Origin of the sequence: Serratia sp. CY74737 (assembly GCF_052166775.1) — a bacterium.
Taxonomy (GTDB): domain Bacteria; phylum Pseudomonadota; class Gammaproteobacteria; order Enterobacterales; family Enterobacteriaceae; genus Serratia; species Serratia ureilytica.
On the sequence record NZ_JBJNOF010000002.1, the window covers coordinates 727,274 to 750,651 of the forward strand.

The 23,378-nt window shown below is 61.2% G+C and carries 17 protein-coding genes; 10 read left to right on the forward strand and 7 right to left on the reverse strand.

What is annotated here, in order from left to right; genetic code table 11:
* Nucleotides 1-53: 53 nt before the first annotated feature.
* From ACJ8PE_RS05465 to ACJ8PE_RS05475, 3 genes are all read right to left on the reverse strand, one after another.
* The gene (locus tag ACJ8PE_RS05465) at nucleotides 54-2,351 is read right to left on the reverse strand and encodes an FdhF/YdeP family oxidoreductase (RefSeq protein WP_197792565.1); all 2,298 of its coding nucleotides are present in this window, start codon (nucleotides 2,349-2,351) and stop codon (nucleotides 54-56) included.
* 203 nt (nucleotides 2,352-2,554) lie between these two features.
* Entirely contained in the window at nucleotides 2,555-4,228 is a 1,674-nt protein-coding gene (ggt, locus tag ACJ8PE_RS05470) for a gamma-glutamyltransferase (RefSeq protein WP_197792427.1), read from the reverse strand.
* Between the two features lie 162 nt (nucleotides 4,229-4,390).
* On the reverse strand, nucleotides 4,391-5,254 hold the full coding sequence (locus ACJ8PE_RS05475) for a LysR substrate-binding domain-containing protein (protein WP_197792426.1): 864 nt from the start codon (nucleotides 5,252-5,254) through the stop codon (nucleotides 4,391-4,393).
* A 143-nt stretch (nucleotides 5,255-5,397) separates the two neighbouring features.
* On the opposite strand from ACJ8PE_RS05475, the gene ACJ8PE_RS05480 reads away from it, so the two are divergent.
* The 6 genes from ACJ8PE_RS05480 to ACJ8PE_RS05505 all read left to right on the forward strand — a co-directional run bounded on the left by ACJ8PE_RS05480 (nucleotide 5,398) and on the right by ACJ8PE_RS05505 (nucleotide 13,744).
* The gene (locus ACJ8PE_RS05480; protein WP_197792424.1) at nucleotides 5,398-6,537 is read left to right on the forward strand and encodes an agmatine deiminase family protein; all 1,140 of its coding nucleotides are present in this window, start codon (nucleotides 5,398-5,400) and stop codon (nucleotides 6,535-6,537) included.
* Between the two features lie 76 nt (nucleotides 6,538-6,613).
* On the forward strand, nucleotides 6,614-7,294 hold the full coding sequence (locus ACJ8PE_RS05485) for a class I SAM-dependent methyltransferase (protein ID WP_197759842.1): 681 nt from the start codon (nucleotides 6,614-6,616) through the stop codon (nucleotides 7,292-7,294).
* Nucleotides 7,295-7,507: 213 nt separating this feature from the next.
* Nucleotides 7,508-8,650 (forward strand): efflux RND transporter periplasmic adaptor subunit, encoded by a 1,143-nt coding sequence (locus ACJ8PE_RS05490; protein WP_096242264.1) that lies wholly within the window; start codon nucleotides 7,508-7,510, stop codon nucleotides 8,648-8,650.
* 1 nt (nucleotide 8,651) lies between these two features.
* The gene (locus tag ACJ8PE_RS05495) at nucleotides 8,652-11,789 is read left to right on the forward strand and encodes an efflux RND transporter permease subunit (protein ID WP_442536722.1); all 3,138 of its coding nucleotides are present in this window, start codon (nucleotides 8,652-8,654) and stop codon (nucleotides 11,787-11,789) included.
* 1 nt (nucleotide 11,790) lies between these two features.
* Nucleotides 11,791-13,233, forward strand: coding sequence for an efflux transporter outer membrane subunit (locus ACJ8PE_RS05500; protein WP_273973775.1), 1,443 nt, complete (start codon nucleotides 11,791-11,793; stop codon nucleotides 13,231-13,233).
* A 157-nt stretch (nucleotides 13,234-13,390) separates the two neighbouring features.
* Nucleotides 13,391-13,744 carry a DUF1493 family protein gene (locus ACJ8PE_RS05505; RefSeq protein WP_033643122.1) on the forward strand — a complete coding sequence of 118 codons (354 nt, stop codon included), beginning with the start codon at nucleotides 13,391-13,393 and terminating at the stop codon, nucleotides 13,742-13,744.
* Nucleotides 13,745-13,751: 7 nt separating this feature from the next.
* Here ACJ8PE_RS05505 and ACJ8PE_RS05510 read toward each other — a convergent pair whose 3' ends face one another.
* Nucleotides 13,752-14,321 (reverse strand): DJ-1/PfpI family protein, encoded by a 570-nt coding sequence (locus tag ACJ8PE_RS05510; protein WP_033643121.1) that lies wholly within the window; start codon nucleotides 14,319-14,321, stop codon nucleotides 13,752-13,754.
* A 133-nt stretch (nucleotides 14,322-14,454) separates the two neighbouring features.
* On the opposite strand from ACJ8PE_RS05510, the gene ACJ8PE_RS05515 reads away from it, so the two are divergent.
* Entirely contained in the window at nucleotides 14,455-15,993 is a 1,539-nt protein-coding gene (locus ACJ8PE_RS05515; RefSeq protein ID WP_046898328.1) for a long-chain-fatty-acid--CoA ligase, read from the forward strand.
* 39 nt (nucleotides 15,994-16,032) lie between these two features.
* Here ACJ8PE_RS05515 and ACJ8PE_RS05520 read toward each other — a convergent pair whose 3' ends face one another.
* Nucleotides 16,033-17,307 carry a Glu/Leu/Phe/Val family dehydrogenase gene (locus ACJ8PE_RS05520; protein WP_033643119.1) on the reverse strand — a complete coding sequence of 425 codons (1,275 nt, stop codon included), beginning with the start codon at nucleotides 17,305-17,307 and terminating at the stop codon, nucleotides 16,033-16,035.
* Between the two features lie 546 nt (nucleotides 17,308-17,853).
* Complete coding sequence (locus tag ACJ8PE_RS05525; RefSeq protein ID WP_033643118.1) at nucleotides 17,854-18,201, reverse strand: antibiotic biosynthesis monooxygenase family protein; 348 nt, start codon at nucleotides 18,199-18,201, stop codon at nucleotides 17,854-17,856.
* A gap of 512 nt (nucleotides 18,202-18,713) precedes the next feature.
* Between ACJ8PE_RS05525 and ACJ8PE_RS05530 the strand changes: the two genes are divergently transcribed.
* Nucleotides 18,714-19,334: a helix-turn-helix transcriptional regulator gene (locus tag ACJ8PE_RS05530; RefSeq protein WP_042784528.1), complete on the forward strand. Its 621-nt coding sequence runs from the start codon at nucleotides 18,714-18,716 to the stop codon at nucleotides 19,332-19,334.
* Nucleotides 19,335-19,384: 50 nt separating this feature from the next.
* On the opposite strand, the gene ACJ8PE_RS05535 is transcribed toward ACJ8PE_RS05530, so the two are convergent.
* Nucleotides 19,385-21,574, reverse strand: a complete 2,190-nt coding sequence (locus ACJ8PE_RS05535) for a TonB-dependent siderophore receptor (protein WP_042784526.1) — start codon at nucleotides 21,572-21,574, stop codon at nucleotides 19,385-19,387.
* Between the two features lie 202 nt (nucleotides 21,575-21,776).
* Here ACJ8PE_RS05535 and fes point away from each other — a divergent pair, with 202 nt between their 5' ends.
* The gene (gene fes / locus ACJ8PE_RS05540; protein WP_232098686.1) at nucleotides 21,777-23,084 is read left to right on the forward strand and encodes an enterochelin esterase; all 1,308 of its coding nucleotides are present in this window, start codon (nucleotides 21,777-21,779) and stop codon (nucleotides 23,082-23,084) included.
* A 29-nt stretch (nucleotides 23,085-23,113) separates the two neighbouring features.
* Nucleotides 23,114-23,338, forward strand: a complete 225-nt coding sequence (locus ACJ8PE_RS05545) for an MbtH family protein (protein ID WP_033643114.1) — start codon at nucleotides 23,114-23,116, stop codon at nucleotides 23,336-23,338.
* Nucleotides 23,339-23,378 lie beyond the last annotated feature (40 nt).

The following is a 23,378-nucleotide window of genomic DNA, read 5'->3' on the forward strand; positions in this document are numbered from 1 at the left end:
CTGATAAAAATGGCCCCCAACCAGACGCCGGTTTGGGGGCCGTAGTGTGCCCGTCAGGCGATATCGACCGCGCGCACCTCTTTGGATCTCAACTTCACGCGGATCGGCACCGATTTATACGAAGGCGTGCCGCTTTCCTCATCGATGTAATGCAGCGGCACCAGCACGTTGGCCTCCGGATAGTAGGCGCCGACCGAACCGGCTGAGATGTTGTAGGCGATCACCGTGATGCCTTCCAGGCGCTGGGTGCTGCCGGGCAGCGCCGTTTCCAGATCGACCACGTCGCCATGCTCCAGCCCCAAACGTTGCAGATCGCTGTCATTCATGAACAAGACGTCGCGCCGGCCAAAAACCCCGCGGTAGCGATCGTCCAGAGCATAGATGGTGGTGTTGTACTGATCGTGGCTGCGCAGCGTGATCAGCCGCAGCGTGTCTTTGTCTGCCGTTGTCTCGTCCTCATGCAGCCCGCTGAATACGGAAAACATCGCCTTGCCCGTCGCCGTCGGCCACTGGCGCTCGGTCGGCGGCAGCGGCATGCGGAAACCGCCGGGTTGACGAATGCGCGCGTTGTAATCGTCGAAGCCGGGGATGGTTTTTTCGATCAAATCGCGGATCACGTCGTAATCTTCGATCAGCTCATCCCAGGGCACCTTGCTGGCGGACATCGCCGCTTTGGCCATGCCGGCCACAATGGCGGGTTCCGAACGCAACAGCTCCGACGCCGGTTTTAATTTGCCGGACGAGGCGTGAACCATCGACATCGAATCCTCCACCGTCACCGATTGTCGCCCGCCGGCCTGCATGTCCAGTTCGGTACGGCCCAGGCAGGGCAGAATGAGGGTTTCTTTCGCCACCAACAAATGGCTGCGGTTGAGTTTGGTGCCGATATGCACGCTTAATTCCAGCGCTTTCATCGCCGGGAAACTCTGCTCGGGGTCCGGCAGCGCCACGGCGAAGTTGCCGCCCAGGCAGATCAACGCCTTCGAGGCGCCGTCGATCATCGCCTGCATGCATTTCACGGCATCGTGACCGTGGGCTTTGGGCGGCGTGAAGCCAAACACCGTTTCCAGCTTCGCCAAAAAATCGGCCGAGGGTTTTTCGGTGATGCCGACGGTGCGGTTGCCCTGCACGTTGGAGTGGCCGCGCAGCGGGCAGATGCCGGCGCCCGGTTTGCCGATGTTGCCGCGCAGCAACAGCAGATCGGCAATCAGGCGTACGTTGGCGGTGCCTTTATTGTGCTGCGTAATGCCCATGCCGTAGGTCACGATGGTGGCGTTGGATTTCGCGTAAGCGGCGGCGACCTGTTCCAGATCCTGGCGCGCCAGGCCGCTCTCCGCCTCAATCGCATCCCAACCGGTGGTCTTCAGATCGGCGGCAAAATCCGCAAAACCGTCCGTGTGCTCGGCAATAAAGGCGTGGTCCAGCGCATTGCCATGTTCGTCATCCAACTGCAGCAGCGCTTTGGCGATGCCTTTGAGCGCTGCGGCGTCGCCGCCGGCCTTGACCTGATAGTAGGTGGAGGCGATAGGGGTCGAACTGTAGGTCGCCATTTCGATGACGTTTTGCGGATCGGTGAAACGCTCGAGCGCCCGCTCGCGCAGCGGATTGAACACGATAATCGGCACTTTTTTGCGCGCCAGTTCATGCAGCGTGCCCATCATGCGCGGGTGATTGGTGCCCGGATTGTGCCCGATGGAGATAATCAGCTCCGCGCTGTCAAAGTCATCCAGCGACACGGTGCCTTTGCCGATGCCGATCGACTGGGGCAGACCAACGCTGGTCGGCTCATGGCACATATTGGAACAGTCGGGGAAGTTATTGCTGCCAAATTCCCGCGCAAACAGCTGGAACAGATAGGCAGCCTCATTGGACGCCCGGCCGGAGGTATAAAACTCCACCTGCTCCGGCGGCAGCGTCTGCAAAACGGCGGCAATGCGTTGAAACGCCTCATCCCAGGCCAGCGGTCGCAGCGTGTCGGTCCCGGCGTCATAGAACAGGGGCGTGGTCAGGCGACCATAATCCTCCAGTTCATAGTCGGTTTTCCGCAGCAGTGAGGTCACGGTATTTTGCGCCAGGAATTCGGCCGTCACGCGTTTGCTGGTCGCTTCCCAGGTCACGGCTTTGGCGCCGTTTTCGCAAAACTGGAAGGTGGATCGATGTTCTTTATCCGGCCATGCGCATCCCGGGCAATCAAACCCGTCGGGCTGATTGGTGCGCATCAGCGTTACCGGCGCCTCCAGGGTATCCATCTGTGTGCGCACGGCGATGGCCGTCGCTTTCAGCGCGCCCCAACCGCCGGCGGGCCCATCGTAGGGATGAACACCGGGCACTGCTCGTCTTTTCGCCATTATTGATTGCCTCCGACACCGCTTACGATAAATGCAGGTGATTGATTTACTATGAATATTATCCTTATCGTCCAAGGCGGACCGCAGGCGTCGCCGTCGTTGAACGCAGGCCTGTCGATTCAGTATAGATGAGTGAAAAAGGAGACAGCGGTCATCTGTGCGGGGAGAGCGGCGGCCCGTCTAATCGGAGGCAGGCCGCCGGAGGGTTACTTTTTCACCACCAGCCCCACGCCGCGGCCGCGCGGATCGGACGCGGTTTCCGGCGTGCGGCCATCGATGCGGATGACCTGAATATCCCCCATGTTCCAGCCCTGGTCTTCGAGGGTGTAGCCCATGGTTTTCAGCTCGTCCGCCGGTTTGCCGGTCAGCGGCGCGAAGCTGTCGTAATAAACGGTGTCCTTCGGCAACAGTTGGTGATGCACGCGCTGGGCGGCCACCGCCTGCGCCAGCGGCAGATGGTAATCGTAGAGGTTGTTGATCACCTGAAAGATCGAGGTAAAGATGCGCGATCCGCCCGGCGTGCCGATCACCAGGGTGACGTCGCCGTCGCGGGTGATGATGGTCGGGCTCATCGAGGAGAGCATGCGTTTGCCCGGCTCGATGGCGTTGGCGTCGCTGCCCACCACGCCAAAGGCGTTGGCGACGCCGGGTTTGGCGCTGAAGTCGTCCATCTCGTCGTTGAGCAGGAAACCGGCGCCTTTGACCACCACGCCGCTGCCGAAGTCCCAGTTAAGCGTATAGGTGTTGCTGACCGCGTTGCCGGCCGCATCGACGATCGAGAAGTGGGTGGTTTGGTGGCTTTCCAGCCCCGGCCGCACCTGCTCGGTCGGCGAGATCGCCATCGGGTTGATCTCGGCGGCGCGTTTTTGCAGGTAGTCGGGGGCGATCAGCTGCGCTTCCGGCACGTTAGTGAAATCCGGGTCGCCGAGGTAGTCGGCGCGATCGGCGAACACGCGTTTTTCGATTTCCGCCAGTAGGTGGATATAGCGCGCCGAGTTCAGCGGTACGCCCTTGAAGTCGGCGGCGCGATCTTCTTTTATCCCCAGCAGCTGCGCCAGCGCGATGCCGCCGGAGCTGGGTAGCGGGGCGGTATACACGGTGTTGCCGCGCCAGCTGATGCGCATCGGCTCACGCCATTTCACCCGATAGTCGGCCAAATCCGCTGCGCCGATCAGCCCGTTATCGCGCTGCATTTGCGCCACCAGCAGGCGGGCGGTTTCGCCGTGATAAAAATCGTCGGCGCCCGATTTGGCGATGCGCTCAAGGGTGGCGGCCAGCTCCGGCTGTTTGAACACCGTGCCGGGCTTCATGGCGCCGAAATAGTCGCCGAAGTTGGTTTTACCGGCAAACAGCTTGTTGGCGTCTTCGCGGTACTGATACTGCTGATCCGCCACGGTGAAACCTTGCCGGGCGTAGCCGATCGCCGGCGTCAGCAGTTCGGCCCACGGCAGCTTGCCGAAGCGTTTATGGGCTTCCCACAGCCCCAGCACGGTGCCCGGCACGCCGGCGGCGCGACTGCCCACCAGGCTGAGATTCTCGATCACTTCGCCTTTCTCGTTCAGATACATAGTTTTGCCGGCGGCCTTGGGCGCCACTTCGCGGTAGTCGAGGAAATAGGGTTTGCCGTCGACGTACAGCGTCATAAAGCCGCCGCCGCCGATATTGCCGGCTTCAGGGTAGGTCACCGCCAGGGTAAAGGCGGTGGCGACCGCCGCATCAACCGCGTTGCCGCCGGCCTGCAGAATATGCGCGGCGACTTTTGCGCCATACTGATCCGGAGCGGCGACCGCGCCGGCGGTCAGATCGGCGGCACAGGCGACGGGGACGGCGCAGGCCAGGGCCACGCTCAGAGCTATCGTTTTCAATAAACCGGCAGACATAGAAGATCCTTTTAGCGATGTTCAGTTATCAGGTGAGTTCAACTAATTATTTTTGAAACAGCAGGTTAGCGCGTTTTATTCGGGCTGTTGCGGCGCTTTATTGAAGGTAGCAGCGGTCAGGCGGGGCCGCCTGACCAGAGTAGCAAATCGTGATGTGGCGCGTTATGCGTCGGCCGGCAGCATCGATTGCAGCCATTGGCAGAAGTGCCGGGCGAGCGGATTGTGTTCGCTGTCGCGATGCAGCAGCCACGCCCAGTTGGCGCCGCGCACGCGTTGCTCGGTTAACGGATGCAGTAACCCGGCGTCACGCGCTTGCTGCGCCAGCAGCTGACTGACCAACGCGATGCCCAGCCCCTGGCAGACGGCGTCCAGCAGCAGGCCGGGATCGGAGAAATTCAGCCCGCTGTCGCGCTGGCCGACGTGCGCGCCGCCCGCCACCGTCCAGTGGCTCCAGTCCATTTCGCGTTCGCCGTGCAGCGTGACGCGCTGCTCCGCCGCCAGCGCCAATAGGCTGGGGTGACAGGCGGGATAAAGCCGGTCGGTGCAGAGAACCTTAAAGGTGCAGTCCGCCTGCGCGCTGAGATCGTCACGGATCGCCAGATCGATACTGTCCGTCGCCATATTCGGCGGTTCAAAGCTGGTGAACAGCCACAGGTCGACCTGCGGATGCTGCCGATTGAAGTCGCCCAGCCGCGGCATCAGCCAGTGCCGGGCGAAAGCCGGAGTGGTGTTGACGATCAGCTGATTGGGTTTGCGGTACTGATCCAAACGGCGAATGCCGACGGCCAGCTGTTGCAGCATCACCTGTGCGGTGCTGAACAGATCGTGGCCGGCGTCGGTCAGCGTTACGCTGCGGCCGGTGCGGAAGAACAGCGGCTGTTCCAGAAATGCCTCGAGGCTGCGGATCTGCTGGCTGATCGCCGATTGGGTCAGGTGCAATTCTTCGGCGGCCTGATGAAAACTGCCCAGGCGCGCCGCCGCTTCAAAACCGCGCAATGCGCTTAACGGGGGCCAGTGTTTTAACATTATCAATAAGCCTGTCTAATCAGATATCCACTAAATATATCGTTTGTCGCAGCGGCAGGGGAAGACTAGCATGAGATTCAATTCCCGGAGAGCGAAAAAACCGGTTAACCAGTTGAATTTAAATTAATTAAAAGAGGGTGTTTATGTCAACGCGCCGCACCTTTATCAAGCAGCTTTCGGCGGTGGCCGGCGTCGGCTTGACGGCATCATTGGGTATTTCGTTACGCGGTCACGCAAAAGCTGCGCTTAATCCGGCCTGGCGGATGCCTGACGAAGGGGAACCGCAGCAGCGGGCATTTCTCGCCTTCGGCGCGCAGCGCGCGATTTGGGGCGACTTCACGGCGGACGTGCGGGCGGCGCAGGGGCGTATCGCCCGCGCCATTGCCGAGTTTCAGCCGGTGACGGTATTTTGCCGCGAGCATGAACGGCAATTGGCCGAGGCCACCTGCGGCAGTCACAACGTTAGCTATGTCGTCACCGAGCTGGATGACATCTGGGTGCGCGACATCGGCGCCAATTTCGTCGTCAACGGCGCCGGCGAACTCGGGGCGGTGGATTTCAACTTCAACGGCTGGGGCGATAAACAGCAGCATACCAGGGATGCGCACCTGGCGGCGTTTGCCGCCAACCGCTACGGTGCCGCCCAACTGCGCCGCAGCGCACTGATAGGCGAAGGCGGCGGTATCGAAGTGGACGGGCACGGCACCGGCATCATGACCGAAAGCAGCTGGGTGAATGCGAACCGTAATCCAGGCTGGAGCCGGGACCGGGTGGAGCAGGAGCTGAAGGCGATGCTCGGCCTGCGCAAAATTATCTGGCTGCCGGGCATTAAAGGCCGGGACATCACCGACGCCCACGTCGATTTTTACGCCCGCTTCGTGCGGCCGGGCGTGGTGGTGGCCAATCTGGACACCGACCCGGCCTCTTACGATCATGCGGTCACCCAGACGCATCTGGCGATCCTCAAGACAGCGACCGACGTCGACGGCCGCACGCTGCAGGTGCATACGCTCTCGCCGCCGCAGGCACCGCGCGACAGCCGATTCAGCCGCAACAATCCGGATTTTGCGGCGGGCTACATCAACTATTTCGTCATCAACGGCGCGGTGATCGCCCCGGAGTTTGGCGATCCGCAGGCGGACCGGGCGGCGCTTGAGCTGCTGACGGCGCTCTATCCGCAGCGCAAGGTGGTGCAGCTGGAGATCGACGCCATCGCCGCCGGCGGCGGCGGCATTCACTGCGCGACCAACCAACTGCCGGTGCATGGCAAACCAGACCCGTGAATGTTCAAAAAATGCGCACGCGGTTGTTTGTCGCCATAGGCTATGGTTGGCTGAGTGGAAACATAAGGAGGCCATAATGAACGACTCACCCTTGAGCATTCCCACCTGGTATCGCGATCCGCACGCAGAGCAGGCCATGGCCGAAGGCCATGCGCCCATCTGGCGGCATCTGCTGAGCCTGGTGCCGGAACGCGAACTGTCCGGCGTCAGGGTGCTGGACTTCGGCTGCAATCAGGGCGGTTTTCTGCGCCTGTTGCATCAAATTCGGCCATTTAGTGAGGGGATCGGCGTTGATATCGCCCGCCAATCCGTCGAACAAGCCAACCGCCTGAAAGGAAACCTGCCGATCGTTTATCAGACCGACACGCGGTTGACGGGCTATGAGAATCACTTCGATATCGCCTTCAGTCATGAAGTCATCTACCTGATTGAAGATATCGCGCAGCATGCCGCCGATATGCTGCGGGTGCTGAAGCCGGGCGGCGTTTATTATGCGGTGACCGGTTGCCACACCGACAACCCGCTGTGGCCGCAATGGCGCGAAAGGGTGGCTGAACAGACGCATACCGTGGTGCAGGATCGTTCTCTGGACGATTATGCGCGTATTTTCTCCGCCGCGGGGTTCCAGGTCTCTGCCCGCAGGCTGGGCTTTTCCGGCTTCGTGCCCTATGAGCCGGACGGCTGGATGCCGACTATTTCGGCAGCGATCGACTACTATTGGCACACCAAAACGGTGTTTAGGCTGGTTAAACCCTAAAAATCCCACGCGGCGCCGCCCCCGGCTGAAGTGGAACGCTTTATTGCATTGGCTAAAAACCCTGCGCCAATGTGCTGAAACCACGCTGAATGAGATTGCGCCACCGTTTTCCGCTTCGAAAAGATTTTACGCAATCCTTACGCAACCCTTTCAGAAGCGCATTCCGGCATTCGATATATTGAGAATAGTCATTCTCAATAGGATCGTATTGCAATGCAGAGGAAAACGCTTTTGGCGCTGGGGCTTTCGCTGTCGCTGGCCGCCTGCGATGGGCAAAACGCCGGCGCGCCGACGGGCGCAGGCGGTGAACGGGAGGTCGGCGTCGTCACGTTGCGCGGCCAGTCTGTAACCCTGAGCAGCGAGTTGACCGGCCGGGTTAACGCCACCATGACCTCCGACGTGCGGCCGCAGGTCGACGGCATCATCAAGCAGCGGCTGTTTACCGAAGGGGCCGAGGTGAAAGCCGGGCAGGTCTTGTATCAAATTGACCCCGCCAGCTATCAGGCCAGCTACGACCAGGCCGCCGCCCAGCTGAAAAACGCTCAGGCCACGGTGCAATCCACCCGGCTCAAATCGCAGCGCTATGCGGCGCTGGTGAAAGAGAACGGCGTTTCCAAACAGGACGCAGACGACGCCAAAGCCGCGTATCTGCAGGCCGTGGCGTCGGTGGCGCAGTATCAGGCGGCGCTGGAAACGGCGCGCATCAATCTCGCCTATACCCAGGTGCGGGCGCCGATCGCCGGCCGCATCGGCATTTCGTCGGTGACGCCGGGCGCGCTGGTCACCGCCAGCCAGACTGATGCGTTGGCCACCATCCGTGCGTTGGATCCCATCTATGTCGATCTGACCCAGTCCAGCGCCCAGTTGCTTAAACTGCGCCGTCAGCAGGCCGCTTTGCAGCGCGGTGCGGTCACGCCGGTCGCCATCAAGCTGGAGGACGGCACGCCTTATGCCCACGCCGGCAAGCTGGAGTTGACCGAGGTGGCGGTGGATGAGGCCACCGGTTCGGTCACGCTGCGCGCGGTGTTCCCCAACCCCGAACATGAGCTGTTACCCGGCATGTACGTCCACGCCACGGTGGATAACGGCGTCGATCCCAAAGCCATCCTGGCGCCGCAGCAGGGCATCACCCGCAACGCCAAAGGGGAAGCCACCGCGTTGGTGGTAAACGCGCAAAACAAAGTGGCGCAACGCACCGTCAGCGCCGAACGGGTGGTGGGCAGCAACTGGCTGATCGACAGCGGGCTGAACGACGGCGATCGCCTGATCGTCGAAGGCACCAGCAAGGTGACGATCGGCGCCGCGGTGAAGCCGGTAGACGTCTCGGTCGACAAAACCCAACGCGGGGAGCAGTGATATGGCGCAGTTCTTTATCCGGCGTCCGGTATTCGCCTGGGTGATCGCCATCATCATCATGCTGTGCGGTCTGATGTCGATCAATTCATTGCCCGTCTCGCAGTACCCGGACGTCTCACCGCCGCAGATCGCCATCTCCGCCACCTACCCGGGCGCGGACGCGGAAACGCTGGAAAACAGCGTCACCCAGGTGATTGAGCAGCAGCTCACCGGCCTGGACGGCCTGCTGTATTTCTCGTCGACCAGCAGCGCCAGCGGCTCGGTCAGCATCAACGTTACCTTTGAGCAGGGCACCGATCCGGATATCGCTCAGGTGCAGGTGCAAAACAAGGTGCAGCAGGCGGAAAGTCGTCTGCCGAGCGCCGTCACCGCGCAGGGCGTGACGGTCAAAAAATCCCAGAGCAGCTTTCTGCTGATCGTCGGGCTGTATGACGAAAGCGACAAGGCGACGATGGCCGATATCTCCGACTATCTGGTCAGCAACCTGCAGGATCCGCTGTCGCGCATCGAGGGCGTCGGGGACGTGCAGGTGTTCGGCTCGGAATACGCGATGCGCATCTGGCTGGATCCGACCAAACTGGCGAGCTTTTCGCTGATGCCTTCCGACGTGCAGACGGCGATCGAGGCGCAAAACACCCAGGTGTCCGCCGGCAAGATAGGCGATCTGCCGGCCGCCGCCGACCAGCAGCTGACCGCCACGGTGAAGGCGCAGTCGCGGCTGCAAACGCCGGAACAGTTCCGCAATATCATCCTGAAAAGCGACAGCAGCGGGGCGCTGGTGCGGCTGGGCGACGTGGCGCGGGTTGAGCTGGGCAACGAAGACTACTCCGCCAGCGCGCACCTCAACGGCCACCCGGCGGCGGGGATCGCGGTCAAGCTGGCGGCGGGCGCCAACGCCCTGAGCACCGCCAAGCTGGTAAAGGCCAAGGTGGCGGAATACCAAAGCGCCATGCCGCAGGGCTACAAGGTGGCCTACCCGAAAGACAGCACCGACTTCATCAACATCTCGATCGAAGAGGTGGTGAAAACGCTGTTTGAAGCGGTGGCGTTAGTGGTGGTGGTGATGTTCGTGTTCCTGCAAAACCTGCGCACCACGCTGATCCCGACCATTACCGTGCCGGTGGTGTTGCTGGGCACCTTCGGCGTGCTGGCGGCGTTCGGCTATTCGATCAATACCCTGACGCTGTTCGGCATGGTGTTGGCGATCGGGCTATTGGTGGATGACGCCATCGTGGTGGTGGAAAACGTCGAACGGGTGATGCGCGAGGATAAGCTGCCGCCGCGCGAGGCGACGGAGAAATCGATGCGCGAAATCACCGGCGCGCTGGTCGGCATCGCGTTAGTGCTGTCGGCGGTGTTTCTGCCGATGGCGTTCTTCGGCGGTTCCACCGGGGTGATCTACCGCCAGTTTTCGATCACCGTCGTCTCCTCGATGGTGTTGTCGGTGGTGCTGGCGTTGACGCTGGCACCGGCCTTGTGCGCCACGTTGCTGAAACCCGCGCACGACGCGCAGACCGACAAAGGCTTGCTGGGCAAATTCAACTGCGGCTATGACCGGCTGCAGGCGAAGTACGCCGATAAGGTCGGCGCAGTGATCCACCGGCCAACGCGCTATCTGCTGCTGTACTGCTTGCTGTTGATCGCCGCCGCCGTAATGTATCTGCGTTTGCCGACCGGCTTCCTGCCCAACGAGGATCAGGGCTCGGTGATGGTGCAGTACACCTTGCCGGCCGGCGCCACCAACGCGCGCACCTCGGCGGTGAGCGAGGCGGTGACCGCCTATTTTCTCGACCAGGAAAAGGCCAACGTCAGCACCATTTTCACCATCAACGGTTTCGGCTTCAGCGGCAGCGGTCAAAACGCCGGCATGGCGTTCGTCAGCCTCAAAGACTGGAGTCAACGCCGCGGCAGCGAAAACACCGCCGACGCCATCGCCAAACGCGCCATGGCGCACTTTGCCTCGCTGCGCGACGCCCAGGTGTTCTCCATGAGCCCGCCGGCGATCGACGGCTTTGGCCAATCCGACGGCTTTACCTTCGAGCTGCAGGCCAAGGGGGCGACCACCCGCGCCGAGCTGCAGGCGATGCGCGATCAGATCGTCGCTGCCGCCGGCAACAACCCGGCGCTGCTGGCGGTGCGCGCCAACACCTTGCCAGACACCCCGCAGCTGCAGGTGGCGATCGACAACGGCAAACTGCAGGCACTCGGCCTGAGCGCCGCGGACGTCAACAGCACCCTCAGCAGCGCGTTCGGCAGCACCTACATCAACGACTTTATCGACCGCAACCGGGTGAAAAAAGTCTATATGCAGGGCGACGTACAGTACCGCGCCAAGCCGGAAGACCTCGACCGCTGGTTTGTGCGCGGCACCAATGCATCGGGCGCCAGCAGCATGACGCCGTTCTCCGCCTTTGCGTCTTCGCACTGGATCTACGGCCCGGAGAACCTGTCGCGCTATAACGGGCTGTCGTCGTTCGAGATCACCGGGCAGGGCGCCGCCGGCGTCAGTTCCGGTACGGCAATGAGCGAGATGGAGAAACTGGCGGCGAAATACTCCGCCGGCAGCAGCTATTCCTGGAGCGGGCTGTCCTATCAGGAACGGCTGACCAGCGGCCAGGCGTCGTCGCTGTACGCCATTTCGCTCATCGTGGTGTTCCTGTGCCTGGCGGCGCTGTATGAGAGCTGGTCGATTCCATTCGCGGTGATGTTGGTGGTGCCGATGGGCGTGGTGGGCTCACTGCTTGCGATCACGCTGCGCGGGCTGGAAAACGACATCTACTTCCAGGTGGCGCTGCTCACCATCATCGGGCTGTCGGCGAAGAATGCCATTTTGATCGTCGAGTTCGCCGAGGAGATGCACCAGCGGGGGGAAACGCTGATTGGCGCGGCGGTTCACGCGGCGCGCATGCGCCTGCGGCCGATCCTGATGACCTCGCTGGCGTTCACCGCCGGGGTGCTGCCGCTGGCGGTATCCAGCGGCGCCGGCGCTAACAGCCGAATCGCCATCGGCACCGGCATTATCGGCGGCACGATCACCGCCACCGCCTTGGCGATCTTTTTCGTACCGCTGTTTTATGTGTTGGTACGCCGCATGTTTACCCGTCGGCCCACCAACTCGCCGTCGCAGGCAGGAGAATAACGTGTTGCAACGAGTCATGATGTTAACTTTACCGCTGCTGCTGAGCGGGTGTCTGTCGCTGGATCCGCACTACCAGCGCCCGGCGGCGCCGGTGCCCGCCAACCTGCCGCAGGGCGAGGCCGCAGGCAAGCAGGCGTTGAGCTACCCGGACGTCGCCTGGCGCGACTATGTGCAGGACGCCAGGCTGCGGCAGGTGGTGGCGATGGGGCTGAACAGTAGCCGCGATCTGCGTGAGGCGATCGCCAATATCGCCTCGGCGCGCGCCCTGTACGGTGAGCAGCGCTCGGCGCTGTTCCCGACGATCAACGCCACCGCCGACGGCAGCCGCGGGCGTTCGCTGACCGGCAACGGCAATGCCACCGCCATCAACCAGAGCTACGAAGCGCAGGGCGGCGTCAGCGCGTTCGAGCTGGATCTGTTCGGCAAGAACGCCAGCCTGTCGCGGGCGGCGTTCGAAACCTATCTGGCCAACTCGGAAGCGGCGAAAAGCACCCGTCTGACGCTGATCGCCGATATCGTCACCGACTGGGTGGCGGTGGCGGCCGAGCGCAGCAATCTGACGATAGCGCAGCAGACGATGGAAAGCGCCAAACGTTCGCTGGACGTGACGCGCAACAATCAACAGCACGGCATTTCGTCGCTGGTCGACGTGGCGTCGGCGGAAACCGTTTATCAGCAGGCGCGTTCGGACGCCGCCAGCTACGCCACCCTCGCCGCGCAGGCGAAAAACGCGCTGGATTTGGCGGTGGGGCAAAGCGTGCCGGAAAACCTGCTGCCCGGCGGTATCGATGCGCTCGGCGAAATCATGCGCAATCTGCCGGCCGGGGTGTCTTCGCAGGTGCTGCTGATGCGGCCGGACGTGCTGCAGGCCGAGCATAACCTCAAATCCGCCAATGCCAACATCGGCTCGGCGCGGGCGGCATTCTTCCCGTCGATCAGCCTGACCGCCAGCGGCGGCGTGGGCAGCGGTGAACTCTCGTCGCTGTTCAGCCACGGCGCCGGCGTCTGGTCGTTCGCCCCGAGCATCAGCCTGCCGATCTTCAGCGGCGGCTACAACACGGCTCAGCTCAACTACACCCAGGCGCAGAAAGACCTGTATGTCGCCACCTATGAGAAAGCGGTGCAGACGGCATTTCAGGAAACCGCCGACGCGCTGGCGCGCAAAGCCACGCTGCAGGAACAGCTGGCGGCACAGACCGGCTATGTGGCGGCGGCGCAGCAATATTATCGCCTGGCCGAACTGCGTTACCGCCAGGGCGTGGACAGCTACCTGACGCTGCTGGACGCGCAGCGCACGCTGTATACGGCGCAGCAGTCGCTGATCGCCGCACAGCAGACTGCGTACGACAATCAGGCGACCCTGTATAAAGTGTTGGGCGGCGGGGTTGCCGCCGAGCGGCAGGGGGACGGCGTCATCGCCGATAAGGCGGCGCTCAGCCTCTAACCGTCGACCGCGCGCGCCGCGAGTTGGGCGGCGCGCGGTTTACTTATGGAAAGTGTAAAGAAACGGAAAACCCGCGCGGCGGCCCGAACTCGCCGCGGCGGGCAGAGTCAGACAGATAATTGCATTCACCTTTTCTTCATATCGGCTCGAGGTCGTCATGGCAGAAGACATTCAGCAACAGGTCATCGCGCTTATCGCCGCATTCAACGCACCAGGGCGGCAGAAGAAGGGGGCGGTCATCACCCCGGAAACCGAGATTAACACCGCGCTCAACCTGTCGTTCAGCGACTCCAACACGCTGATGCGCCGCTACTTCGATACCTTCGGCGTCGACAGCAGCAACTACAACCACGAGCTGTATTTCCAGCCGCCGAGCAATACCGGGCGCTGGTTTTCCCCCTCCGCCTGTAAAGAACACACCCGGCCGCTGTGCGTATCGATGCTGGTGCGCTCGGCGCGCGCCAAACGCTGGCTGTACGACATCCATTTTCTTATCGAGCAATTGCGCTAGCGCCAGGTTACTGCTCCAGCAGCTCGGCGAATTTCGCCAGCCACTGCGGATGCGCCGGCCAGGCCGGGGCGGTGACCAGGTTGCCGTCGACGTGCGCCTGATCGATGCCGATCTCCGCATAGTGGCCGCCGCCGAGCCGCACCTCCGGGGCGCAAGCCGGGTAGGCGCTGCAGGTGCGGCCCTTCAACACCCCGGCCGCCGCCAGCAGCTGCGGGCCGTGGCATACGGCAGCGATCGGTTTTTTGGCGGCGTCGAACGCCTGCACCAGCGCGATCACGTCGGGATTCAGGCGCAGGTATTCGGGCGCACGACCGCCGGGGATCAACAGCGCGTCATAGTGTTCTTCTTTGGCGGCGGCAAAGTCGGCGTTCAGGGTGAAACGATGACCGGGTTTCTCGCTGTAGGTCTGCGCGCCGTCAAAGTCGTGGATCGCGGTCTGGATGTAGTCGCCGACGGCTTTGTCGGGGCACACGGCATCCACCCAATGGCCAAGCATTTGCAATGCCTGAAACGGCACCATGGTTTCGTAATCTTCGGCGTAGTCGCCGACCAGCATCAGGATTTTTTTCTTGCTCATGATCACAACTCCTGCAGGAGGGGGAATGCCTAAGGTATAGCCCAGCGCCCCTGGGAATGCGAACCGCAAAGCGCCTATCTATACTCGTGATACTGCGGCGCTTTCTCGCCGCTCAACCCAGGGAGGATCCCCGATGCTGAATCTGGCTACCTTGCTTGAAGAAAGTGCGCGCACCTGGCCGGAACGGCCGGCGGTGATACAGGACGATATACCGCTCAGCTATCGGGCGCTGAATGAAATGGCCAACCGGGTGGCGAATTTACTGGTCGCGCGCGGCGTGCAGCCCGGTGAGCGAGTGGCGCTGGCCTGCCCCAATCGGCCGGAGTTTCCGGCTATCTATTACGGCATTCTCAAAAGCGGCGCGGTGGTGGTGCCGCTCAATATTCTGCTTAAGAGCGCAGAGTTCGACTATTACCTGGCGGACTCGGCGGCGGTGGCGTTGTTTTGCTTCGAAGGCAGCAGCGGCCTGCCGTTGGGGGAAGAGGCGCTGCGGGCGGCGGCGAAGGCGGAGCAATGCCGTGAGGTGTTTATCATCGGCGATCGGCTGCCGCTCGAAGGCGAACGTTTCAGCACGGCGATAGCCGCACAGGCCACCGAGTTCGCTTCGGCCGCGACGCTCGAAAGCGACACGGCGGTGGTGCTGTATACCAGCGGCACCACCGGCCGGGCCAAAGGGGCTGAGTTGACCCACGCCAACCTGGTGCTTAACGCGCTGGGATCGGTGAGGCTGTTCGACGGCTCGGAAACGGATCCCGATCGCCATCTGGTGACGTTGCCGCTGTTCCACACGTTTGGTTCGACGGTGCAGATGAATGCCGGATTTTCCGCCGCCGCCACCCTGGTGCTGGTCGAACGCTTCGACGCCGCGCAGGCCATCGCGCTGATGCAGCGGCACGGCATTACCTTTTTTGCCGGCGTGCCGACCATGTATTGGGCGTTGTTGAATGCGCTGGATGAGCATACGGATATCGAGCGCCTGCGCAGCACGCTGCGTATGGCGGTGTCCGGCGGGGCCAGCCTGCCGGTGCAGATCCTGGAGGATTTCTCGCGCCGCTTCGGCGTCAACATTCTCGAAGGGTATGGTCTGTCGGAAACCAGCCCGGTCGCCACCTTTAACCATCCGCACCGCGTGACCAAACCCGGCTCTATCGGCCAACCGATCTGGGGCGTGGAGGTTCGCTTGCTCGACGTCACCGGGCAACCGATCGACGGTGTCGATCAGGTGGGAGAGATCGCGGTGCGCGGCTACAACATCATGAAAGGCTATCTGAACCGTCCCGAGGCGACGGCGGAAGTGCTGGAAAACGGCTGGTTCCGCACCGGCGATCTGGCGCGCCGCGATGCCGACGGCTTCTATTTCATCGTCGATCGGGCCAAGGACATGATCATTCGCGGCGGGTTCAACGTCTATCCGCGCGAGATTGAAGAGGCGCTGATTCGCCATCCGGCGGTGTCGTTGGTGGCGGTGATCGGTGTCGAGCATCCTTCGCTGGGTGAAGAGATCAAAGCGGTGGTGGTGTTGAAAGAGACGGAGGAGCCGATCGAGGAAGAGGCGCTGATCGCCTGGAGCCGGGAGAGGCTGGCGGCGTTCAAGTATCCGCGTATCGTCGAGTTTGTCGAACGCTTGCCGATGACCAGTACCGGTAAGGTGTTGAAACGCTGTTTGCGCTGAGGAAAATCCGGCCTGCCGGGGCAGGCCGGGAAACGGGCATCAACCTGGGTAGATGCCACGCTCTTTACGTGCGGTCAGGATGCGCTCGCAAGCCACGATATAAGCGGCGGTGCGCAGGCTGCACTCTTTCTCTGCGGCCTTGTTCCAGACGTGGACCATCGCGTCGGTCATGATCTTGTCCATACGCTCGTTGATCTCGGACTCGCTCCAGAAGTAACTCGCCATGTCCTGCACCCACTCGAAGTAACTGACCGTTACGCCGCCGGCGTTACAGATAACGTCCGGAACCACGGTGATGTTACGGGAACGCAGAATGTCGTCCGCTTCTGGGAAGGTTGGGCCGTTAGCCCCTTCCAGCACCAGCTTGGCGCTGAGGATTTCGGCGCGCTGACGGGTGATCTGGCCTTCCAGCGCCGCAGGGATCAGGATGTCCATGTCAACCGACCAGAACGCTTCGCTTTCGATCTCGCTGGCGCCTGGGAAACCGGCGATCTGCTTGTGCTTGGCCTGGTATTCGGTCAGCGCGGCCAGATCGATGCCGTTGGCGTTGAACAGGGTTGCGGAGTGGTCCTGGATGGTGACGACGCGAGCGCCGACGCCGACGAACAGGCGAGCCGCTTCGCTGCCCACGTTACCGAAGCCTTGCACCGCCACTTTGGCGCCTTCGATCTGCACGCCCAGACGCTTGGCCACTTCGCTGCCGGTCACGAACACGCCGCGGCCAGTCGCTTTCTCACGGCCCAGGGAGCCGCCGAGGTGGATTGGCTTACCGGTTACCACGCCGGTGATGGTGGTGCCGTGGTTCATGGAGTAGGTATCCATCATCCAGGCCATCACTTTGGCGTTGGTGCCGACGTCCGGCGCAGGAATGTCTTTCTGTGGCCCGATGATGAAGCCGATTTCGCTGGTGTAGCGGCGGGTCAGTCGCTCCAGTTCACCTTCAGACAGTTTGAACGGATCGACGCGGATGCCGCCCTTGGCGCCGCCGTACGGCAGGTTGACCGCGGCGCACTTGATGGTCATCCAGGCGGACAGGGCCATCACTTCGTTCAGATCGACGTCAGGGTGGAAGCGGATACCGCCTTTACCCGGCCCGCGCGACAGGTTGTGCTGTACGCGGAAGCCTTCGAAGTGACGGATGGTGCCATCGTCCATCTGCAGCGGGATATCGACAATCAAAGCGCGTTTAGGGTGACGCAGCGTATCAACCCAGCGTGAGAGGTCGCCGAGGTAAGGGGCGACGCGATCGATTTGTTGCAGATATGTAGCCCAAGCGGTGGTGCTGCTGTCTGAAGCGTAGGATAGCTTTTCCATAACCAACCTTTATATTTTAGAGGTATTTATTTCGTTTAACCGTGGATTAGCAAGCGCATAACACTTTGCGCCGCTAAATTTACCACTAATTATGCCGGTTGTTAGCCCCCCGCTCATCGGGCCAGCGGACGGTTTTTCGCCGCCTGCAGGGCGGTAAATGAATAGTTAATTACTTTTCGCCGGGCGTTAGCGGACACATGCATACTTTATGCATATAAAACGCATAAAAACCCTTTATATCTATTTTTCAGAAGCTTGAATGTGATCAAAAAGTTTCATTTTATTTAACTGCTATGTTGACAATGGCGTTTCCCCTCGGCAGCGTTAAAATCCTGTTAAAACGCCGTCTGCCGCCGCGTTTTGCCTGGGCAGCGAGAAGCATGATTCGGGGTTGTTTTACCGTATTGCGGCAGAGAGTGGGCTGAAAAGCGTGTTCACCTGAAACGGACGGGTGACCGCGAGCGGCCGGCCACCCGTTCTGGTTTGGCGAATCAGCGTTTCGTTTAAAGAAGACCGCGCCGCGGTGGCGTGGTCATCCGATACGCATTAGGCGCCGGTATGCTGATAGCGTTGTAATTCCACCGGTTCAGCGCCGATACTCGCCAGATATTCTTTGACGGACGCCGGCGCGGAAGCTTGCGTAAATTGGTAGATGTTTTCATCCGCATCCAACAGCGTCTCCCATTTTACAATGTTCACCCAGCGAGGCTCATTGTCTACGCTGATGCCCGAGTCACGCGAAATAAACCCGTTTTGGTTCGAGATAAATTCCTCTTCAACGCGCTTGTCCAATACGGCAAACGCTTCAGGGCTGAGTGAGGCCGGCAGTTTAAAACTTGAAATTTCAATAATGTAGCTGTTGGCGGAACAGTCCGCCTTGGATTCATAATTCATAATAAAAGTCCTTTAAATTAAATTGCTTATACAACTCAAATTAAGCTGCATCCTTATTGCAGTACTGCAGGTTAAATTTATTCCTGATGTCTGAAATAAATAATTAGGAATAATCTGAATCGGCGCTTTGCTTTATGCAAAACATGATGATTTGCATGAGATTTTTCTTGCATAAGGGAGTTTGCTAATCAACTTGCCAACGGCCTTAAGCAATAATTCAATAACGATGGTGCGGTTATTAATGTCATTGGCAAAGGGGCGGTTTTTAAATAAAAAAACGGTAGATGAACGGCGTGGTTAACCTATTTCCTTTTCCACTTTGAAGGGGCGGGCGTTATTTCGCCGGCGACCGGCAATGGCCAATCATGCCCCCCCGTCGGGATAAAAGGTCACTTGCGGCGCAGCCGGTGGTGAGGGGGAACCAACGCCATCCGCTCGGCAAGCGGCGGCAACTGCGGTATGCTAAGCGGCTGAACAACAAACCAAACCGGGCTATACGGAGACACCCCAGCGTGGCGAATTCTTCTTCTCAACTTGAACTGTTGCGGTCGGTCGCCGACGGCATCGCGGCCCTGTTTTTCCCGAATGCGGAAGTGGTGATCCACGATTTGGCTGCCAACAAGATAGCCTACCTGGCGAACAACCTGTCGAAGCGCAAACCGGGCGACGACGCGGGGCTGGAGGATTTCACGTTTGATGGCGGCGCCAACGTGACCGGCCCCTACGAAAAGCTGAACTGGGACGGCAAAAAGATGCGCTCGGTGAGCATCGCCGCGCGCGACGAGCAGGGTAACCCCAGCTATCTGCTGTGCATCAACCTGAGCACCGCGATGTTCGAGGACGCCCGCAACGCGCTGGATATGTTCCTGTCGGTCACGCGATTGCAGCCGCAGCCGCAACAGCTGTTCAAAGACGACTGGCAAGAGAAGATCAATACCTTCCTGCATGACTGGCTGCGGCGCGAGAACGCTGCGCTCGGCGCGCTGAGCCGCGAACAGAAACGGCGGCTGGTCAGCGATCTCTATCATCAGGGGGCGTTCAAGGCCAAAAGCGCGGCGGACTATATCGCCAACGTGCTGTCGATGGGGCGCGCTACGGTGTACAAGCATCTGCGGGAATTGAAGCAAGAGTAAACGCGGCGGGAAAGGTGGAAGAAAGGGGCGGCGCTGGCCGCCCCTTTTCGTTACCAGCGGTAGTTCACCGAGGCGATGACGCTGCGGCCGCTGCCGTAGAAGCAGGCGTACTCGCCGCTGCAGGATGAAACGTATTTCTTGTCCGTCAGGTTCTGCACGTTGAGCTGCAGCGCCGCACCGCGCAGCGCCGGCGAGGCCTGGCCGAGATCATATTTCACCATGGCGTCGTACAGCGTGTAGTGCGGCACGTCGTACTGGCCGGTGGCGTCGGCCGGCGCATCGCCGATGTAACGCACGCCGCTGCCGACGGTCAGGCCGTTGAGCGCACCGCTCAGGAAGCTGTAGCTGCCCCAGGCGGACGCCGCGTGGCGCGGAATACCCGCCGGGCTGTGGCCGATTTCGTCCGCCGAGTTGGAGTCTTTGGTCACCACGTCGGTGTAGGTGTAGGCGGCGATCAGCTTGATCTCCGGCGTCGGCTGAGCGTGCACTTCCGCCTCAATCCCTTTGGATTTCACCTCACCGATCTGCTCGTAGGCGGAGGTGAGACGGTTGTAAGACGCCACATTGCGTTGGGTGATGTCGAACCAGGAGAGGGTCAGCAGGGTGTTGCCGCCCGGGATCTGGTACTTCACGCCCACCTCGGTTTGTTTGCCGGTGGTCGGCTTGAGCGGGTCGGCGCCCGGCGCGCTCGGGTACAGGTTAGGATCGAACGAGGTGCTGTAGCTGACGTACGGCGAAATGCCGTTGTCGAAGGCGTAGAGCAGGCCCGCACGGCCGGTAAACTGGGCATCGTTGTAGGTCTGCTCTTTGCCGCCGCTGGTGCGATCGCGGGTGTTGACCTGCGACCAGTCCTGACGGCCGGACAGCAGCAGGTTCCAGTTATTCCACGCCAGCTGGTCCTGCAGATACACCCCGACCTGATTCAGCGTCTTCAAATCGCTGGAAGCCAGCGCCAGCGTGCTGCCATCGATGCTGGGGCGAACCGGGTTGGCCCAGTCGATCGGGTAATCGTTGCCGCGATCGCGATACATCTTCGAATCGATATGGCTGTAGCGGTAATCCAATCCGCCCAGCACCGTGTGCTTCACCTCGCCGGTGTCGAACAGGCCCTTCAGTTGGTTATCCACGCCAAACTCGTTGGTCATCTGCGTTTCATGCTGCGCCATGCGGGTGACGGTGTGGTCGTTGACCTTCGAGTTTACGTTATAAACCAGATATTTATAGTCCTCATCACGGTGGGTGAAGCGCAGATTCTGGGTAAACGACAGCGCATCGCTGAAGTTGTGCTCGAGGCTGTAGCCGATCGACGCCTGCTCGCGCCGCGACTTGTTGAAGCTGGGTTCGCTGATGTTGAAGTCATAGGGCACATAGCCCGCGCTGGTCGGGAACAGCGTGCCGGCGCGCGGCAGGAAGTTGCGCGATCCGGCTTTCGGATCGTTCTGGTAGCTGGTCAGCAGCGTAAAACTGGTGTCTTCGTTCGGCAGCCAGGTGAAGGCCGGGGCGATGGCCACCCGTTGCTGCTTGCTGTCTTTGACAAACTCATGTTCGGTTCTGGCGATACCGTTCAGGCGATAGAACAGGGTGTTGTCGTCGTTGAGTTTGCCGCCGAAGTCGAACGCCGTTTCCGCCAGATGACGGTTGCCGGTGCTGAATTTAACTTCGTGAATGCTCTGGGCAGTAGGGCGTTTGCTGGTCATCACCACCACGCCGCCGGGGCTGACCTGGCCGTAAAGCACGCCGGCCGGGCCGTGCACCATTTCCACGCGCTCCAGCAACCAGGGATCGATCTGCCCGGCGCCGCCGTTTTGGCTAGAGAGGCCAAAGTGCAGGCCGTCGAGCAGCTTGGGCGCGTAGCGGAAGCCGCGGCTGATCACTTCGTCATTGCGGTTGGAATTGCCGCGATAGGTGGTGATCACCCCGCTGGTGTAGTTCAAGGCGTCGGCGACCGACGCCGGTTCCTGGTCGTTCATTTGCTCGCGCGTCACCACCGAGATGGACTGCGGGGTTTTGCTCAGCGGGGCGGCGGTTTTGGTGCCGGCGGCGCTCTCTTTGGCGACGATCCCTTTGACGGGAGCGGTCACGCTGCTCTGCGCGTCGGCGGTCACCACCATCGTCTCGTCCGCCGCGGCAAAAGCGTTTTGCGCGAAGGGCAGTAGCGCCAGCGTCGCCCCCAGCAACAGCCGGTTGGCGGACATCGCCTCTGCACTATCGTTTTCTATCCCTTTGTTTCTAATATTCATTATCTCTCCTGCATGCCTACTTTTGTGTGTAATGCCACCCTGATAAACCCCGCAATGCCGATGAATACGGTTTCCCTCGTCGACGCGGAGACGTCGCGTTTGCACGACGGCAAAAATCCGACAAATAGTATTGAAAATGATAATGAGTATCAATACGATTGTCAGGTTTTGTAAAAGTCACGCACGTTATGTAAGGGGCGCTATGGAGTTTTTGCCGGAAAAGAGGCCAGAACACGGCCATGAGGGATTGGCGGCGCACTGGCTGCGTGAGGCGGCGGCGGGGCAACCCGCATGGTGGCAGAAGGTTGCCGCTCATGGCACGCCTGTCGTCGACGCGCACGATGAACAGCACGTCAGAATGACCTGGCTATGGCGCGATCCTGCCGGCGACGAGCGGCTCTCGCCGATATGCCGCGTCTATGCCGATATCAACGGCATTACCGACCATCACAGCACGTCCCCCAGCAGCCTGAAAAGGCTCCCCGGCACCGACGTTTGGTACGGCGCGGCCGTTGTCGATCGCCGCTGGCGCGGCAGTTACAGCCTGATCCCGATTACAGCGCGGGATCTTCCTCCCGTCTTCAGCGACGACGAAACGTTGCGCGATCGCCAGCAGCGCGCCTGGTGGGTATCGCTGTTCTCGTTGGCGATCGCCGATCCGCTGAATCGCACCTCGCTGGGGCCGGCTTATCGCCCGCGCGCCGTTTCCCTGGCTCAGGGGCCGGACGCGGACGACCAAAGCGCCTGGCAGGCCGCCGATCGGCCGTTGGATGAAGCGCGGCTACAGCTTTTTCACTGGCACAGCGCACGGCTGGGCACCCGGCGGCGCGTGTGGCTGTATGCCGGCGGCGAGGCGGCGGACAACGCGAACCGCCCGCTGGTGCTGCTGCTCGACGGCCAGAACTGGATCGAAAGGCACGCATTGCTGCCGGTGATTGAGAACGAGACCGCAAAAGGGCATCTGCCGCCCGCGTGCTGGCTGCTGATCGATGCGATCGATGGCGAACACCGGGAAAACGAACTGCCTTGCAACGCCGCCTTTTGGCAGGCGGTGATCGACGAACTGCTGCCGCAGGCGCAGCGGCGCGAACCGTTCAGCGAAGAGGGGGCGCGCACCGTGGTCGCCGGCCAGAGCTACGGCGGGCTGGCGGCGTTATACGCCGGCCTGCACTGGCCCGAGCGCTTCGGCCATGTGCTGAGCCAGTCCGGCTCCTTCTGGTGGCCCACGGTGCAATTCGTTACCCAGTTCGAAAAACGCCACGAGTTGGAGGAAGGCTGGTTGATACGCCAGGTTCGGCAGCGCGGCGCGACCACGCCGACGCTCACCGTGATTCAGCAAGCCGGCGATCGGGAGGCGGACATCGAATTCGTTAATCGCCAGATGCACCAGGCGCTGACGGCGGCCGGACACCGTGCCGACTACCGCGTGTATTCCGGCGGACATGACGCGCTCTGCTGGCGCGGCGGTCTGGTGGACGGCGTGCGCCGGCTGCTTTCCGCAATGAAGTAATCCCACATTTTGACAGACAGGTAAGGCAAATGACTCAGGAACAACAAAACCCGTTCGATGACGAAAGTCTCCGTTTCTCCGTGTTGGTCAACGCGCAACAGCAGTACTCGCTGTGGCCGCAGTTTGCCGACACGCCGCCGGGATGGCGCGTGTTGATGGGGCCGGCGTCGCGCGGTGAATGTATCGACTATATCGAAGCGCACTGGCAGGACATGCGGCCGGCGTCGTTGAAAGCGGCGGATGCGCCGCGTTAATCGCCGCACAGCCACATCGCTACATTCCGTTTGAGGAAAA